Origin of the sequence: Methylobacterium nigriterrae (assembly GCF_037106235.1) — a bacterium.
GTDB lineage: Bacteria > Pseudomonadota > Alphaproteobacteria > Rhizobiales > Beijerinckiaceae > Methylobacterium > Methylobacterium nigriterrae.
On the sequence record NZ_JBAWTG010000030.1, the window covers coordinates 13,406 to 28,120 of the forward strand.

Genomic DNA, 14,715 nt, shown 5'->3' on the forward strand with positions numbered 1-14,715 from the left:
CGCGACTGTCGGTAATGGGCCTGGAAATGAAAATGGCCGGGCACGAAGCCCGGCCACAGGCCTCACGAATGCGCCGTGATCAGGCGGCTTGGCGCTCCTTGAGGAACCGATAGAATTCGACGCCCTCGCGCAGGCGGCGCTTCATCATGTCGGGCGAGCGCACCATCTCGCTGACGATGGAGGCGATCTTCGGGGCGCGGAAGTAGAATTTCTTGTAGAAATCTTCCACCGAGTTGAAGATCTCGCTGTGCGACAGATGAGGGTAGTGCAGGGGCGCGACCTGCACGCCGTTCTCGTCGACGAGCTCGGCATTCGCCTCGTCCAACCAGCCGTTCTCCACCGCCTGCTTGTACAGGAAGGTGCCGGGATAAGGTGCCGCGAGAGAGACCTGGATGGTGTGCGGGTTGATCCGCTTGGCGAACTCGATCGTCTCGCGGATCGTCTCCTTCGACTCGCCCGGCAGGCCGAGAATGAAGGTGCCGTGAATCGCGATGCCGAGCTCGTGGCAATCCTTGGTGAACTTCTCCGCCACCTCGACCCGCATGCCCTTCTTGATGTTGTGCAGGATCTGCTGGTTGCCGGACTCGTAGCCGACGAGCAGCAGGCGCAGGCCGTTATCCCTGAGCACCTTCAGGGTCTCGCGCGGGACGTTCGCCTTGGCATTGCACGACCAGGTCACGCCGAGCTTGCCGAGCTCGCGGGCGATCTCCTCGGCACGTGGCAGGTTGTCCGTGAAGGTGTCGTCGTCGAAGAAGAACTCCTTCGTCTGCGGAAACTCCTTCAGGCAGTACTTGATCTCCTCGATCACGTGGGCGACCGACCGGGTGCGGTAGGTGTGGCCGCCGACCGTCTGCGGCCACAGGCAGAAGGTGCAGCGCGACTTGCAGCCGCGACCCGAATAGAACGAGATGTAGGGGTGCTTCAGGTAGCCGATGAAGTACTTCTCCATCTGCAGGTCGCGCTTATAGACCGAGGTGACGAAGGGGAGCTGGTCCATGTCCGTCATGATGGCGCGGTCCTCGTTGTGGACCACGCCCCCCTCGGCGTTGCGATAGGACAGGCCCTTGATCTGGGACATGTCCACGCCGTCGGCGACTTCCTTGATGGTGAAGTCGAACTCGTTGCGGGCAACGAAATCGACGATCGGCGCCTGGGCCATGCTACCGGCGGCGTCCACCGCCACCTTGGCGCCGATCAGGCCGGCCTTCAGCTTGGGGTTGGCGGCCTTCAGCGCCTCGATCGTCTTCACGTCGGACTTGAACGACGGCACCGAGGTGTGCAGCACCACGAGATCGAAGTCGTTCGCCTGAGCGACGATCTCGGCCAGCTTGATGTTGTGGGGCGGCGCGTCGATCAACTTCGAATTCGGCACGAGGGCGGCGGGCTGCGCCAGCCACGTCGGGTACCAGAACGACTTGATCTCGCGCTTTGCCTGGTAGCGGGATCCAGCGCCGCCATCGAAGCCGTCGAAGGTCGGAGCCTGCAGGAAGAGCGTGCGCATGGGGTTCAAGGCCTCAGAGCAGAGCGGGATTGATCAAGTCGAGCGCGAGCGACGCCAAGTTCAGACGGAGGACGCTTCAGCATCGCGGCTGAGATTCGCCTCCGGAATAAGCGTTCCGTCCGCAACGACGCGATAATCGTGACCTTTCCATGTCACCGCCCCCGAGACGAAGCTCCAGGTGAAGTTCGCGAAGGAGAGGATGTCGCGAATCGGCAACAGCCAGTAGGCGTGCGGCTCCAGGCCGAAGGCGCGCTCGAGACGCAGGCACAGCACGATGCGGCAGGCGAGCGCCAGCGCCGCCACAGCCAGCGCGCTGTGGCCGGCGCCGGGAAGGAGTGCGCCGATCAGCGCGAGCGGGAAGGCATGGGTGACGAGCGAGCCCGCGTAGCCCGCGGGGTCCACGTTGCGGATCGTGCGGTTCCAGCGCAGCTCGTGCCGCCACAGGCCGGAAAGTTCGGTGTCGACGCAGGTATGCCCGATCGAGAAGGTGGGGATGGCAACCTGCCGGCCGCCGGCCCGCAGCGCCTCTCCGATCGCGTAATCGTCCGCGAGGTCGTCCTTGAAGGCCTCGAAGCCCCCGATCTCGGCGAGCGCGGCCCGCGTGAAGGCGATGGTCGAGCCGAAGCAGGGCTTGGCGAGGCCGAGCGCGGTGCCGACCACGACGTTCGGCAGAAACTGCACGTCGATCGCGAGCGCCGAGAGGTGGGCGTGGATGCCCCTGTGTGCGGGCACGCCGTGGTACAGGCAGGTGACGCCGCTGACGCCGGGCACCGAGAGCTCGGCGACGATGCGCGCCAGGTAATCGGGCTTCACCACCATGTCGCTGTCGGCGAGCACGACGAGATCGTGCGCGATCATGGCCGACATGTTGATGAGGTTCGAGACTTTGCGGTTCGAGCCGTGCTGACGGGCATCGACAACGAGATCGATGCGAAGGGCTGGGAAGGCGGCTTCGAGCCGCCGCACGACGGCGATCGCCGGATCGGCCGCATTCTGCACGCCGAACACCACTTGGACGGGCCCCGCGTAATCCTGCCCACAGAAGCTCGCGAGATTCTCGTAGAGGTTCGGCTCCATCCCGCAGAGCGGCTTGAGCAGCGTGACCGACGGGACCAGATCCTCGTCGCTCGGACGGGGTGCGACGCGGGAGACGAGGCGGCCCGCGAGATAGGCCGCGAGCAGACCATAGCCGCAGCCGGCAACCGCGAGGACGAGAAGCAGCGGCGAGAGCCAGGTCAGGTCCATGGAGGGCGTCGCTCGGTCACGAAAGTCGGGGAGGAGATCGCCGGTGCGGCGCTCCTGGCGGGGGCGTTTCGTCGGACTTCAAGGCGCTGGTTTGGCGGTCAGCATCGCGGCGGTGCGATCGCGCAGGAATTTCAGCAACCCGTCGGCCCCCCCGGCCTTCAGCGGATCGGCGAAGCTCGCCCTCTGGCTGGCGACCTCGCTCACGTTTCCGTTCAGGAGGACGTCCTGAACGCGATTTCCGGGATTGACCACGAAATCGACCTGCGAATCCTCGCCCTGCGCGTTCGCGACTCGGGTGTGGACAACCCGGTTCGGCCCACGCGCGTCGCTCTGGGGCGTCACGTCGAATTTGCCGCCGACAGCCTGCGAGAGCCGTGTCGCGTAGGTGGCGATGAAATACTGCGCGAAGGCCTCGGTGAGCGCGCCCTGCTGCTCGGGCGTGAAGCTCTTCCATCTCGGGCCGACCGCCACGCGGACCATGGCGGGAAAGTCGAAACTTTCCTTCATGGGGCCACCCACCGCCTCGGCGCGACTCTTCGCGGTGCCGGCGCCGTCCTTCAGGGCCGATTCGTAGCCCGCATACAGGGTCTGGACCGTTCTGACCGCGGCGTCGTCGGCGGCGCGCGCGTCCGACGCGCGGCCCGCAATGAGGCCCGAGAGCGCGAGCGCGATCAGGGTTCCGCGGATCAGGCGCACTTCTTGAGATCTCCGCGCTCTGTGTCCGCGTTGCGGGCACCCCCGCTCGTGCCGCGCGGCGGGGCGTAGCTGTAGAATGGACCGAGCGTCGCCGTTACGGGTTGGAGGACGGGCTTCAGCCGGCGACCGAGCTCCGCCCCGCGCGCTTCCGTTTCGTCCTCATCGGTCCTGCCCTCGAGGAAGTGCCACGCGACGAGGCCCGGAACGCCGACGAGCAGGTCGGCCAGGCGCTTGACCAGCGACAGGGCCAGCGCGACCTCGGCCGGAATCCCGAAGATGGCGCACAGGGCAATGAGGCCGCCCTCCTGCGCGCCGAGCGCGCCGGGAACCGCGAAGGCGGCGCCGCGGACGGCCTGGGCGAGGCTCTCGATCACGATCGCCTCCGCGAAGCTCACCGCATAGCCCATGAAGTGAAGGCAGATGTAGACCTCGAGGGTGCCGATCAGCCAGCCGACGAGATGGATGCCGATGCCGTTCGCGATCCGGGCCGGCGCGCCGTAGAGGCGGCGAAGATTGTCGTAGAGCACCTCGATGGCGCCGAGCGCGCGCCATTCGCGGCCCGAGGCGAAGCGGCTCAGCAGCGCCTGGATCAGACGATGGCCGGAGCGCCGCTGGATCAGATAGAAGGCCGCGATGGCGGGCGCCGCCACCGCGAGGCCGGCTGCCACCGTGCGGACGATCGGCCCGTCGCCGGCGAGCCAGATCAGCACGCCGAGCCCGGCCACCGTGAACAGAAGCTGCGTCAGGGCCTGGGTCATCAGGTCGACGAACATGCTGGCGCCGGCGAGCCCGCCCGTGACGCCGCGCTTGGTCAGGAGCCGGGCGCCCACGAAGTCGCCGCCCACGGTCGCGACCGGCAGGAGAGTGTTGATGCCCTCGCGCACGAAGCGCAGGTTCACGCAGGTCGCGAGGCTCGGGCGGCCGTCCTTCGGGAAGATCGCGAACCAGCCGAGGCCGGCCCAGCCCACGGCGAGCGCGCGCGCCAGCACGACGATCAGGGCACCCCAGCCCGCGCTCACCACGGCCGCCGCCACGTCTTCCAGGCCGGAAGACAGGAACAGGCCGACGACCGTGCACAGTCCGGCGATCAAGGCCAAGGTCGTCAGGCGCTTCATGGTCCTCTTTCGGGGGCGTCGGAGGCTGAAATGCTGAACTCTCGCCGGAAAACCGGCCGAAGATGGGCCGGAAGCGAGGAGCATCATGGCAAGTTGCAGCTTCCGTCAGCGTTGTCTATCACCCGATAGACACACCGCCGACCAAAGCGGCATGGGCCTTCGGGCCCGGCAGTCAGACGGGTTGCGGGGAACGCCAGGGGGTTTTCAGGAATGGACCGCGACGCTCACAACATGGCCGGCGAGGCCGTGCATGGGGACGCTCACGCCGAGTCCTATGAGCACCGCCAGGAGGCGGGTGCGCCGGCACCGCAATCCCCCGTCATGGCCTGGAACGAGTGGGATCCGCTGGAAGAGGTGATAGTCGGCTCCCTCGACGGCGCGACGATCCCGACCCATCACCTGACGGTGATCTTCAACCTGCCGCGGGCCGCGCAGCCCTTCTACCGCCTCGCCAGCGGCTGGAAGTACCCGGGCTTCATGAAGAAGCTCGCGCAGGCCGAGCTCGACAACTTCATCAAGATCCTGGCCGGCGAGGGCGTGACGGTACGCCGGCCGGATACGGTCGATTTCTCCCGCACGTTCAAGGCGCCGCGCTGGTCCTCGCGCGGCTTCTGCGTCGCCTGCCCGCGCGATCCATATCTCGTCATCGGCGACGAGATCATCGAGAGCCCGATGTGCTGGCGCTCGCGCTACTTCGAGGGCGACGCCTACCGTTCGCTCTTCAAGGAATACTTTCGAAACGGAGCCCGCTGGACGTCGGCGCCGCGTCCCCAGCTGACGGACGACCTCTACAATTACGACTACCGGGTGCCGAACCTGAAGGCCGGCGAGCCCATGCGCTTCACCGTCAACGAGTTCGAGCCGGTCTTCGACGCGGCGGATTTCGTGCGCTGCGGGCGTGACCTTTTCGTCACGCGCTCCAACGTCACGAACCTGATGGGCATCGAGTGGCTGCGACGCCATCTCGGCCCCGGGTTCCGGATCCACGAGATCGAGAGTCGCTGCCCGCAGCCGATGCACATCGACTCGTCCTTCATGCCGCTCGCTCCCGGGAAGGTCCTTGTCAATCCCGACTACGTGGACGTCGAGCGCCTGCCGGCCGTGTTGAAGACCTGGGACGTGCTGATCGCGCCGCGCCCCGACCCGGTCTCGGGCTTCATGAGCAAGATCTCGATGTGCTCGCCCTGGACCTCGATCAATGTGCTGATGCTCGACGAGAAGAAGATCGTCGTCGACGCCAGCCAGCCGACCCTGATCAAGGCCCTGAAGGATTGGGGATTCGATCCGATCCCGGCGCCCTTCCTGTCCTATGGGCCATTCGGCGGCTCGTTCCACTGCGCAACCCTCGACGTACGCCGCCGCGGGACCCTCAAATCGTACTTCTGAGGAACCCGGCCGGCTCGCCGGTCGAAGGGGCGCGCCGGCCGTGGCGCTCCCCGCCTCCGTATCCTCGAGGCGCTCCGGCACGAGCCCGGCGTTGCCGCACCGACACAAACCGTCCTGATCGGGACGATCGACGCGCGTCGCACGTGCGGACCTGAACGTTTGTGTCCATAAGGTGAGCCCGACGACATCCTGGATCGCTCGATGGCATTCCTACGCCCTGCGGACCTCCTGAGCGCCTGCGCCGCTTGCGTGCTCCTCGCAGCGGCCGGAGGCTTGGCGCTGGCCGCCGACATGCCGGTCGCGCCGGAAGTGCCCACATTCGCCAAGCTCGAGCAGAAGCTCTGGATCGTGACCCTGACGGGCAACGTGCAGGCGACGCCGCGCTCGCCGGGAAGCGACCAGTACACCGCCATCGGCTATCCATCGGTGAGCATCCGGGAGGCCGGCACGCCGCAGCGCTTCTCGACGCCCGACGACGGCATCAGCTTCTCGATCTACGACAGCGCGGAGTTCCGGTTCGGAGTCACCGCCCGCTACGTGCCGGGTCGCTACTACCGGGACGACCGGCGCCACCTGTTCGGCCTTCGCGACGCGGGCTTCGCGATCGAGCCTGGCGTGTTCGTCGAGTATTATCCCGCGGCGTGGCTGCGCGCGCGGGCCGAACTGCGCCACGGCGTCTTCGGCCATCACGGCTTCGTCGGCTCGATCGGCCTCGATGCGATCCAGCCCATAGACCGCTTCCAGGTCTCGATCGGCCCGCGCTTCAATTTCGGCGACCAGTCCTTCGCGCGCCGATACTTCGGGGTCACGCCGATCGAGGCCCTCGTGAACCGCCGCGTCACGGCCTTCGAGCCGGGCAGCTACGCGACCGTCGGCGGCCTCGGCGCCCTCACCTACACGTTCAGTGAGCAGTGGGCGGCGACGGGCTACGTCGGCTACAACCGCATCGTCGGCTCGGCAGCCGACAGCCCGCTGGTGCGCCGCGGCTACGGAACGCCGAACCAGTTCGTATTCGGCGCGAAGGCCGATTACTCGTTCACGATGCCGGCTCTGTTCTGAGCGCCGGGTCAGGGCCGATCACGGCACCTGCCCGGTCGCCTGATGCCGGCGCCGGCCACCACCGCGCCGGTAGGTGGCGCGCGCCAGAATCAGGGCACCGCCGATCTGCAGGAATCCGTTCTCGCCGAGATCGGCGGGGCCGAGCTGCCAGTGCAGGGCGAGCCGCGTCACGGCATTGAGGGCGATGAGGCCGGCACAGAACGCGGCGGCGGCGGCGAGGGCGGCGACGAAATCGGGCATGGCTTCGCGTCCCGGGATGGGGACTGGAAGCTTAGCAAGAGCCGCGCCACGAGCTAGAGCCCGCCTTTGGTCTGTCCTCAGGCGGTGGGCGGCTGCGTCGCGCGCATCGAGGGGCGCTCGGCGAAGTCGGCGTACCACGCCGCGAGCCCCGGGTGCCGGTCCCGCCAGGCGAGATCGGCGAAGCGCAGGTCGAGGTATCCGAGCGCGCTCGCCGCCGCGACGGTGCCGATGTCCAGGCGATCGGTGAAGGTTGCCGCCCGGCTCTCGAACCAGGCGAGCGCGCTCGCGATCTTGGCGTTCTGCCCGTCGATCCAGCCGGCGGAACGCTCGCCCTCGGCGCGCGCCGTCAGCTCGTAGCGGATGAGGAGCGCTGCATCGAGGAGGCCGTCGGCGAGCGACTGCTCGTTGAGGGCCCGCCAGCGGTCGGCGCCCGCTGGCGGGAACAGCCGATGGCCCCCGAGCGCGTCGATGTACTCGCAGATCACCCGGCTGTCCGCCAGGGCGTTGCCGGTCTCGTCGATCAGCGTGGGGACCTGGGCCAGGGGGTGCTGCGCCAGCACGGTCTCGTCGCGCTTCATCGGGTGGACGGCACTCGGCAGCAACTCGATCCGGTCGGCGAGGCCGAGCTCGTGCGCCGCCACCATGACCTTCCGCACGAAGGGAGAGAAATGCGAGTGGAACAGCTTCATGACGGGCCTGCGTGTCGGATCGGGAGGGCGTGTTCAGGGTCGGCGCGGTGCGGTGGCGTTGCGCGCGGGCGGGGCGCCGCCGCCGGCGGGCGCCGCGGCCGGCGCGTGCGTCGGGCTCGGACGCGGCGTCTCGACGGCGAGGCGCTTCACCGGCCAGCCGTCGTTCCAGCGCTCCATGTCGCTGAAGCGCGCGTTGTTCTTCAGAGACGTGGCGTCGGCGCCCGAGAAGGCGGCGGCCGCGGCAAGGTCGAACGTCTTCCAGTAGGCGAGGTAATCGAGGCTGTCGGCGCGGGCGTTGTTGATCTGCGACACGAGGGTCTGCTGCTCGCCCGTAAGCGCCATGTCGGGCGTCCACTTGAAGCCTGGGGCCACCTGCTTCGGATCCCTGGGCGGCTCGGGCGGCATCTTGATGGCGCTGCCGTCGTAGCCCGCGTCGAGCCCCGCCGGGGAGGCGAGCGTCGCGGTCAGCGCCGGGAAGCCGTGATCGTCGGAAAGCGCTCGCACGAAGAGCTTGCGGTCGGCCCCGACCGCGCTCGCCTCGCGCAGCAGGCGGCGGGCCGCCGCGTCGGCCGCACGCGCATCCTTGTCACCGATCACCGTGACGATCAGGGTCTCGGGCGCGATCGCCGCGAGGTCGTCGAGGGCGATGCCGCGGGCCTTCGGGTTGCTGGCGATGCCTCCGGGCATCACCGCGAAGATCAGCTTCGGCACCGGTAGGTCCTGCGTCCTGGCATCGGCCGCGATGTTCGCGGCGATCGGCGCGCCGGCGAGGTGCCCGATCAGCGCGACCTTCGCGAGATTCGGCCTCGCGTCGGCGTCGCCCGCGAGGTCCGAGAGCGCCGCCTTGAGGAGGCGCTCGGCATTGGCGGTCGCGTCGGCGGGCCGTGTCCGGTTGGGCTCCTGGAAGCGCGGAAAGACGACGAGGTGCCCCTGGCGCGCAAGGTGATCGATCCAGGCGCCGTAGGCCTGCGGGTTCACCGCTCCCCAGCCGTGCAGGAACACCACGACGGAGCGGCCCTCCGCCGGCGCGGCGCCCGACTTGTAGAACACGAAGCTCGAGGCGCCGGATCGCCCGACTGCCCGCTTCACCACGCTCGCAGCGCGGTCGCCGACGCCGCCGGGCCCGTCTGCCGGTTGCGCCGGGGGCATGGCGCCCAGAGCCGGGGCAAGGCCGAAGAGGAGTCCAAGGAATCCACCGGCCAGATGGCCGTGCCAGGCTTTCAGATGCATGAGGGGCTCGATCGTACGGGCGTAACCGACGGTATCGGTGCCGCTACATAGCAGATTTGCCTGTCCTGGCGATGCCTCGCGGCGGGGCGGAGGCCGCCCATCGCCGCACCGAGCTCAGCCCGGAATCGGCGCCGGCAGACCCTCGCCGGCGGGTCGCGTCAACGGGAGACGCGCCTCACGTTTCCATCTCGCGCGAGATCACCTTGCCGCCGGGGCCGATCACGGATGGGCCGGCACCGTCCGGCCGGCCCGCCGCCGCCTCGACCCAGGCCAGGATGTCCTGGGCCCGCCACGGCTTCGGGATGAAGGTCGCGGACACGCGCAGGTCGCTCGGCTGGTCGCCGGCATCTCCCGAGGTCAGCAGCACGCGCACGCGCGGCCACGTCACGCCGATGATGCGGGCGAGTTCGAAGCCGCCGATCGGGCCCGGCGTGCGGACGTCGGAGAACACGACACTGACCTCGTCCGCACGATCCTGCAGGATGGCGAGCGCCCGATCGGCCGTCTCGGCCTCGATCACGGTGAAGCCGGTCTCTTCCAGGAGCGTGGCCGCGAGGAAACGCTCGTCGGGTTGGTCCTCCACGACGAGGATGACCGGCTTCCTACCCGACAGGTTCGCTTCGCTCATGGTCCGGGGCACTCTATGAGGGCTGAACGGCGAGCCCGTCGTTTTGTTTCATCGAATCTTCGCCGTAACAAAGCAGGCCCGCGCCGAGGCAAGTCCTGCCGCGTATCCTGGCACATCCGGAGCGATGAAAGCGTGTCCCTCAGGGCACAGAGCCGTGCGGGATCATCCCGCGCCGTTGGCCTTCAGGAAGGCGAGTGCGCGCGCCCAGCCGTCCTCGGCCGCAGCCTTGCGGTAGCTCGGCCGGTAATCGGCGTGGAAGCCGTGCGGCGCCTCGGGGTAGATCACGAGCTCGACCGTCCTGCCCGCCGCCGTCGCCTTGTCCCGCGCCTCCTCGACGCTCGCCACCGGGATGCCCGTATCGGCGCCGCCGTGGAGGGCGAGGAGCGGCGCGCGGATCTCGGCCGCGACGTCGCCCGACGTCTTCGGCTGAATCGCGCTGCGCTCTCCGCCGAGGGGGCCGTACCAGGCCACCGCAGCCCTCAGGTCGCGGCGATGCGCCGCGTAGAGCCAGACCCCGCGCCCGCCCCTGCACCAGCCCATCACGCCGAGCCGTCCGGCGTCGCCCTTCGAGGCGGAGGAGGCCCAGGCCGCGGCCACGTCGAGATCGGCGATCCACTGGGCGTCGGGCGTCTTCAGGATGACGTCGCGCAGGATCTGCTGGACGTCCGTCATGGTCGAGAGATCGCCCTGGCGCGCGTAGAGTTCGGGCGCCACGGCGCAGTAGCCCGCCTTGGCGAGGCGCCGGCAGACGTCCTTGATGTAGTCGTGGACGCCGAAAATCTCCTCGATCACCAGCATGATCGGGAACGGGCCCGGCCCGACCGGCATCGCCCGGTAGCCCGGCATCAGCCCGTCGCCGGCGGGGATCTTAACCTCTCCGGCCTCAATGCCGGTCGCGTCGGTATGCACGACCTGCGCCTCGACCCGCGTGGTGGCGAGCGTCAGCCCGCTCATCAGGCTCGTCATCACGAAGCCGCGCCGCGACAGGGGCGGCGTGATCAGCCCATCGAGACCTTCCGTGGCGGCGTCGAAGCCCGGCGCGTCGTCCTGAATGGTATCCTCCCGTTCGCATCGCGCGGGATGGCACCATGTCGGGCCGGCGCAGTCAAATCCGGATCAGGCCCTGGCGCGCACGGATCCGCCGCGGCGCTGCGGACCAGCCTGCCGAGAGGCTGCCCGAGCCGGCTTCGGCCGGACGATCTCGCCGAGGCTGACGAAGCCGCCCTCGGCTGCCTCAATGCCCTGCCCTGCCCGGATGCCGAAGCCGAGGGCGAACGATGGGCCGAGGAGCCCGTCACGGGCGATGCCGAAGCGGTCGAGGGCCACCAGGAACGCCTCGCGGAACAGGCTCGGCGTGCACCAGCGTTTCTCGGCCATGTGCAGCGGCCAGTCCCACAGGCCCTCGTGCCGGCGTCGGTCGATCGCCTCGCGGGGGATCAAGTAGCCCGTCCCGCGATGCTCGAGACCCTCGCCGAGAACGCGCCAATCGTCGTTTCGGAAGAGGATGGCGCCGTCCGCGCAGGATTGGTTCGAGAAGGCTGGGTTCGCGAAGGCTTGGCCGCCGTCCATCATCGCAGGAGCCCCTCAGGCTTGCCGGCCGAAAGCGATGTCAGCGCCCGCGTCGGCTAGAACAATAGAGGAACACTGGCCCGAAACGGAACAGGGGTCAAGCGCTGTGTTCACGGTGCGTTCGCGTTTGCACCGGGTGCTGCCGCGACCTCAGTGGGGCTTGAACAGCGAATGCTCGACGCGGTCGCCGGCCCGGATGCCGAACTTGGCCGCAGTGCCAGCATTGAGCTCGAGCACCGACAGGATAGGCTCGCCGGAGGAGATCACCTTGGTCGAGAGCGGCTCGGTGTCGGCGGCGACGCGGGCAACCGTGCCGTCAGCGCGGATGAACACCATGTCGAGGGGCAGATAGGTGTTCTTCATCCACATGTTCACGGGCAGCACCTGCCCGAAGTCGAACAGCATGCCATGGTCGGGTGCCATGCTGCGGCGGAACATCAGGCCGCGGGCGCGGCTCGCATCGTCGCGCATCACCTCGACCGCAAAGGCGTGCGAACCCGACTTCGAGCGAATGGTCAGGGGTTCGGTCGGGCCGGCATCCTGCGCCGTGGCGGGGGCCTGAGCCGCGGCCGGCAGCGCCGGAACGGCGGCGAGGAGGGCGAGCGCGAGGCAGACGTCGACGGCGGGGCGGAGAACACGGAACACGGGAATCGGCACCATCAATGGGAGGCGGGCAGCGCACCGTCGATCAGGCGGACCTCGGCGGCCATGGCCCCCTTGGATCCGTCACCGTAGCGCACCAGCACCGCCTCGCCGGGTTTCAACTCGGCGATACCGTAGCGGCGTAGCGTCTCCATGTGAACGAAGATGTCCGGCGTGCCCTCGCCGCGGCTCAGGAAGCCGAAGCCGCGCAGGCGGTTGAACCACTTCACCACCGCGGTCTCGAGCCCGCTCGTCGGAGTGACGCTGACGTGGGTGCGCGGCATCGGCAGTTCGGATGGATGCGTCGCCGTCGACTGGTCGAGGGACACTACGCGGAACGCTTGCCAGCCACGGGCGCGCTCGACCGCTTCCACCACGATGCGCGCCCCCTCGCTGGCGCCATGGTGCCCCTCCCGGCGCAGGCAGGTGATGTGCAGGAGCACGTCCGCGCTGCCGTCGTCGGGCACGATGAATCCGAAGCCCTTCGAGACGTCGAACCACTTGATGTGGCCGGAAATCTCGATGAGATCGAGGGGGCGGTCCGTCTCCGGGCCACGCGGCGCGCTGGCCAAGCTGTCTGCCGAACGTGGGCCCGCGGGCCCTGATCCGAAGTCGTCAGACATGCTTAAGCAACCCACACCGAATCGCACCACGCAGTTCACAAACGAGATTAACAAAGTCCCGACTCGGCGGAAGCCCGTTTGACTGGCAGTATCGCCGCGCCGGCGTGCAATTTCGCCCGGACCGACATTGGCGCCACAGGGCCGGTGGCAGCCCTTAGTTCGGGCAACATGGTGATCCGACTCGTGGATTGGCGATTCTCACCGGAATCGCCGCACCGTGTCCCGGCGGCGCCATCGGGAGCAATCACGTTTCTGAGAGTCTCTCGGGGCGCTCGATCCTGTCGCGCAATCGCGCCCGGCGCGGAAGGATGCTAGGGCCGCGGCCATGCCGGAGCATCCGCAATCCTCTCCCGCGCCGCGCTTCGCGGCGATCGACGCCGCCCGCGGCGGAGCGCTCCTGGCCATGGCCACCTACCACGCCGTCTGGGATCTCGGTTACCTGCGGCTGAGCCCAGAGAACTACGCCCTGACGCTGCCGGGGCGGACCGCCGCGCACCTCATCGCTGGCGCGTTCCTCGTCCTCGTCGGCATCGGCCTCGTCCTGATGAACGGCCGCGGCCTTCGGATGCGCCCGACACTCGCGCGCTTCGTCCGCATCGGCGGCGCAGCAGCGCTCATCACGGCGGCGACCTACCTAATTTTCCCCGACAGCTTCATCTTCTTCGGCGTCCTGCACTGTATCGCCGTGTCGAGCGTGCTGGCGCTTCCATTCCTGTTCGCGCCGCTCGGCCTCGCGGCGCTGGCGGCCGCGCTCGTGATCGCGGCGCCCCACGTGGTCGCCTACCCGGTCCTCGATGCGCCGGCCCTGTCGTTTCTCGGCCTCGGTGCCGGCGTGCCGCGGACGAACGATTACGTGCCGCTCTTCCCGTGGTTCGGCATCGTGCTGGCAGGCCTCGTTCTCGGCCGCCTGAGCCTGCCGACCCTCGCCCGCTCGCGCCTCGGGGCGTGGCGGCCGGCCAGTCGCCCGGCGCGCGCGGCGGCCTTCGCCGGCCGGCACAGCCTTCTCGTCTACCTCGTGCATCAGCCGGTCCTGCTCGTCCTGCTGACGGGCCTCCTGATGCTGGCCGGGCCGAGCCCGCGGGCCGGCCTGGGGAGCTTCATGGCCGAGTACGGGCAGAACTGCACCCGCACGGGCGGCGAGCGCTCGGCCTGCCGCGTCGCGGCCCGGTGCACCGCCAATGCCCTGCGGCGCGAGACTCTCTGGGCGCTCGCAGGGCGCGACTTCACGCCGGCCGAACGCCTGCGCGCGCAATCCCTCTCGCAAGCCTGCTACGAGGCGGCTGAAGGCACGGCGCCGCCGCCCTGAACGGACAAGGCCGGGCGGCGGGCCCGGTCCGTCGATGCCGCGCGTCCGATCCGGGCCCGGTTCAGTCCTTGGCGCGCTCCACGTAGGAGCCGTCCGCCGTCATGATGACGACGCGGGTGCCCGCCGCGACGTGGGGCGGCACGGCCGTACGAACGCCGTTCGAGAGCATGGCCGGCTTGTAGGAGGACGAGGCGGTCTGCCCCTTCAGCACCGGCTCGGTCTCGGTCACCTCGAGCACCACGCGCTGGGGCAGCTCGATCGTCAGCGGCGTGCCGTTGTGGGTCGACAGCATCACGGCCATGCCTTCCTGAAGGTAGGGAGCCGCGTCGCCGACGACATCCTCGGGCACCGCCACCTGCTCGTAGCTCTCGGGGTTCATGAAGTGATACCCCTCGCCGTCGTTGTACAGGAAGGTGTGCTCGCGATCCTCCACGAAGGCGCGCTCCACCTGCTCCGTCGTGCGGTAACGCTCGGACACCTTCACTCCGTCCGTGATGCGGCGCATGTCGAGTTGCGTCACGGGCGTGCCCTTGCCGGGGTGGATGTTCTCGGCGAACAGGATGACGTAGAGCTTGCCGTCCTTCTCGACGACGTTGCCCTTGCGGAGCGTAGAGGCGATCACCTTCACGGGGTCAGGTCCTAACGTTGACAAAATGGGGCCGCGTCCCCCATCGCGGTGTCCCGCGGGAGCGACGTCTTAGCCCCGCCACTATCCCATCCGTGGCCCGGTTGCCAGTCGCCGGGGAAATAGGCCTGTCGCGTCCCATGGTTTCTCGCCCGGACTTC

General features: G+C 68.8%; 16 protein-coding genes. 3 read left to right on the forward strand and 13 right to left on the reverse strand.

Annotated features, from left to right (window positions below; all coding sequences use genetic code 11):
- Positions 1-79: 79 nt before the first annotated feature.
- The 4 genes from hpnJ to WDW90_RS16860 form a co-directional block, all read right to left on the reverse strand.
- The gene (gene hpnJ, locus WDW90_RS16845; RefSeq protein ID WP_336488560.1) at positions 80-1,501 is read right to left on the reverse strand and encodes a hopanoid biosynthesis associated radical SAM protein HpnJ; all 1,422 of its coding nucleotides are present in this window, start codon (positions 1,499-1,501) and stop codon (positions 80-82) included.
- A gap of 60 nt (positions 1,502-1,561) precedes the next feature.
- Entirely contained in the window at positions 1,562-2,746 is a 1,185-nt protein-coding gene (gene hpnI / locus WDW90_RS16850; protein ID WP_336488561.1) for a bacteriohopanetetrol glucosamine biosynthesis glycosyltransferase HpnI, read from the reverse strand.
- 78 nt (positions 2,747-2,824) lie between these two features.
- Positions 2,825-3,442 (reverse strand): MlaC/ttg2D family ABC transporter substrate-binding protein, encoded by a 618-nt coding sequence (locus tag WDW90_RS16855; RefSeq protein WP_336488562.1) that lies wholly within the window; start codon positions 3,440-3,442, stop codon positions 2,825-2,827.
- On the reverse strand, positions 3,433-4,557 hold the full coding sequence (locus WDW90_RS16860) for a flippase-like domain-containing protein (protein WP_336488563.1): 1,125 nt from the start codon (positions 4,555-4,557) through the stop codon (positions 3,433-3,435). Before WDW90_RS16860 ends, WDW90_RS16855 begins: the two co-directional genes overlap by 10 nt.
- Positions 4,558-4,767: 210 nt before the next feature.
- Here WDW90_RS16860 and WDW90_RS16865 point away from each other — a divergent pair, with 210 nt between their 5' ends.
- Positions 4,768-5,943 carry an amidinotransferase gene (locus WDW90_RS16865; RefSeq protein WP_336488564.1) on the forward strand — a complete coding sequence of 392 codons (1,176 nt, stop codon included), beginning with the start codon at positions 4,768-4,770 and terminating at the stop codon, positions 5,941-5,943.
- A gap of 201 nt (positions 5,944-6,144) precedes the next feature.
- Complete coding sequence (locus WDW90_RS16870) at positions 6,145-7,002, forward strand: MipA/OmpV family protein (RefSeq protein WP_336488565.1); 858 nt, start codon at positions 6,145-6,147, stop codon at positions 7,000-7,002.
- An 18-nt stretch (positions 7,003-7,020) separates the two neighbouring features.
- On the opposite strand, the gene WDW90_RS16875 is transcribed toward WDW90_RS16870, so the two are convergent.
- From WDW90_RS16875 to WDW90_RS16910, 8 genes are all read right to left on the reverse strand, one after another.
- On the reverse strand, positions 7,021-7,242 hold the full coding sequence (locus WDW90_RS16875; RefSeq protein ID WP_336488566.1) for a hypothetical protein: 222 nt from the start codon (positions 7,240-7,242) through the stop codon (positions 7,021-7,023).
- A gap of 77 nt (positions 7,243-7,319) precedes the next feature.
- Complete coding sequence (locus tag WDW90_RS16880; protein WP_336488567.1) at positions 7,320-7,931, reverse strand: glutathione S-transferase; 612 nt, start codon at positions 7,929-7,931, stop codon at positions 7,320-7,322.
- A gap of 33 nt (positions 7,932-7,964) precedes the next feature.
- Complete coding sequence (locus WDW90_RS16885) at positions 7,965-9,161, reverse strand: lipase family protein (RefSeq protein WP_336488568.1); 1,197 nt, start codon at positions 9,159-9,161, stop codon at positions 7,965-7,967.
- 175 nt (positions 9,162-9,336) lie between these two features.
- Positions 9,337-9,789 (reverse strand): response regulator, encoded by a 453-nt coding sequence (locus WDW90_RS16890; protein ID WP_336488569.1) that lies wholly within the window; start codon positions 9,787-9,789, stop codon positions 9,337-9,339.
- Positions 9,790-9,951: 162 nt separating this feature from the next.
- A complete protein-coding gene (locus WDW90_RS16895; RefSeq protein WP_431311056.1) occupies positions 9,952-10,743 on the reverse strand; it encodes a dienelactone hydrolase family protein in 792 nt (263 codons plus the stop codon).
- A 162-nt stretch (positions 10,744-10,905) separates the two neighbouring features.
- Positions 10,906-11,361 (reverse strand): hypothetical protein, encoded by a 456-nt coding sequence (locus WDW90_RS16900; protein WP_336488570.1) that lies wholly within the window; start codon positions 11,359-11,361, stop codon positions 10,906-10,908.
- Between the two features lie 147 nt (positions 11,362-11,508).
- Positions 11,509-12,018, reverse strand: a complete 510-nt coding sequence (locus WDW90_RS16905) for a DUF192 domain-containing protein (RefSeq protein WP_431311057.1) — start codon at positions 12,016-12,018, stop codon at positions 11,509-11,511.
- Positions 12,018-12,623 carry a cold-shock protein gene (locus WDW90_RS16910; protein WP_336488571.1) on the reverse strand — a complete coding sequence of 202 codons (606 nt, stop codon included), beginning with the start codon at positions 12,621-12,623 and terminating at the stop codon, positions 12,018-12,020. The genes WDW90_RS16905 and WDW90_RS16910 overlap by 1 nt, the downstream gene beginning before the upstream one ends.
- Before the next feature lie 325 nt (positions 12,624-12,948).
- Between WDW90_RS16910 and WDW90_RS16915 the strand changes: the two genes are divergently transcribed.
- On the forward strand, positions 12,949-13,929 hold the full coding sequence (locus WDW90_RS16915) for a heparan-alpha-glucosaminide N-acetyltransferase (protein ID WP_336488572.1): 981 nt from the start codon (positions 12,949-12,951) through the stop codon (positions 13,927-13,929).
- 61 nt (positions 13,930-13,990) lie between these two features.
- Here the strand turns inward: WDW90_RS16915 and efp are convergent, their stop codons facing one another.
- The gene (gene efp, locus WDW90_RS16920) at positions 13,991-14,557 is read right to left on the reverse strand and encodes an elongation factor P (RefSeq protein WP_336488574.1); all 567 of its coding nucleotides are present in this window, start codon (positions 14,555-14,557) and stop codon (positions 13,991-13,993) included.
- Between the last annotated feature and the right edge of the window lie 158 nt (positions 14,558-14,715).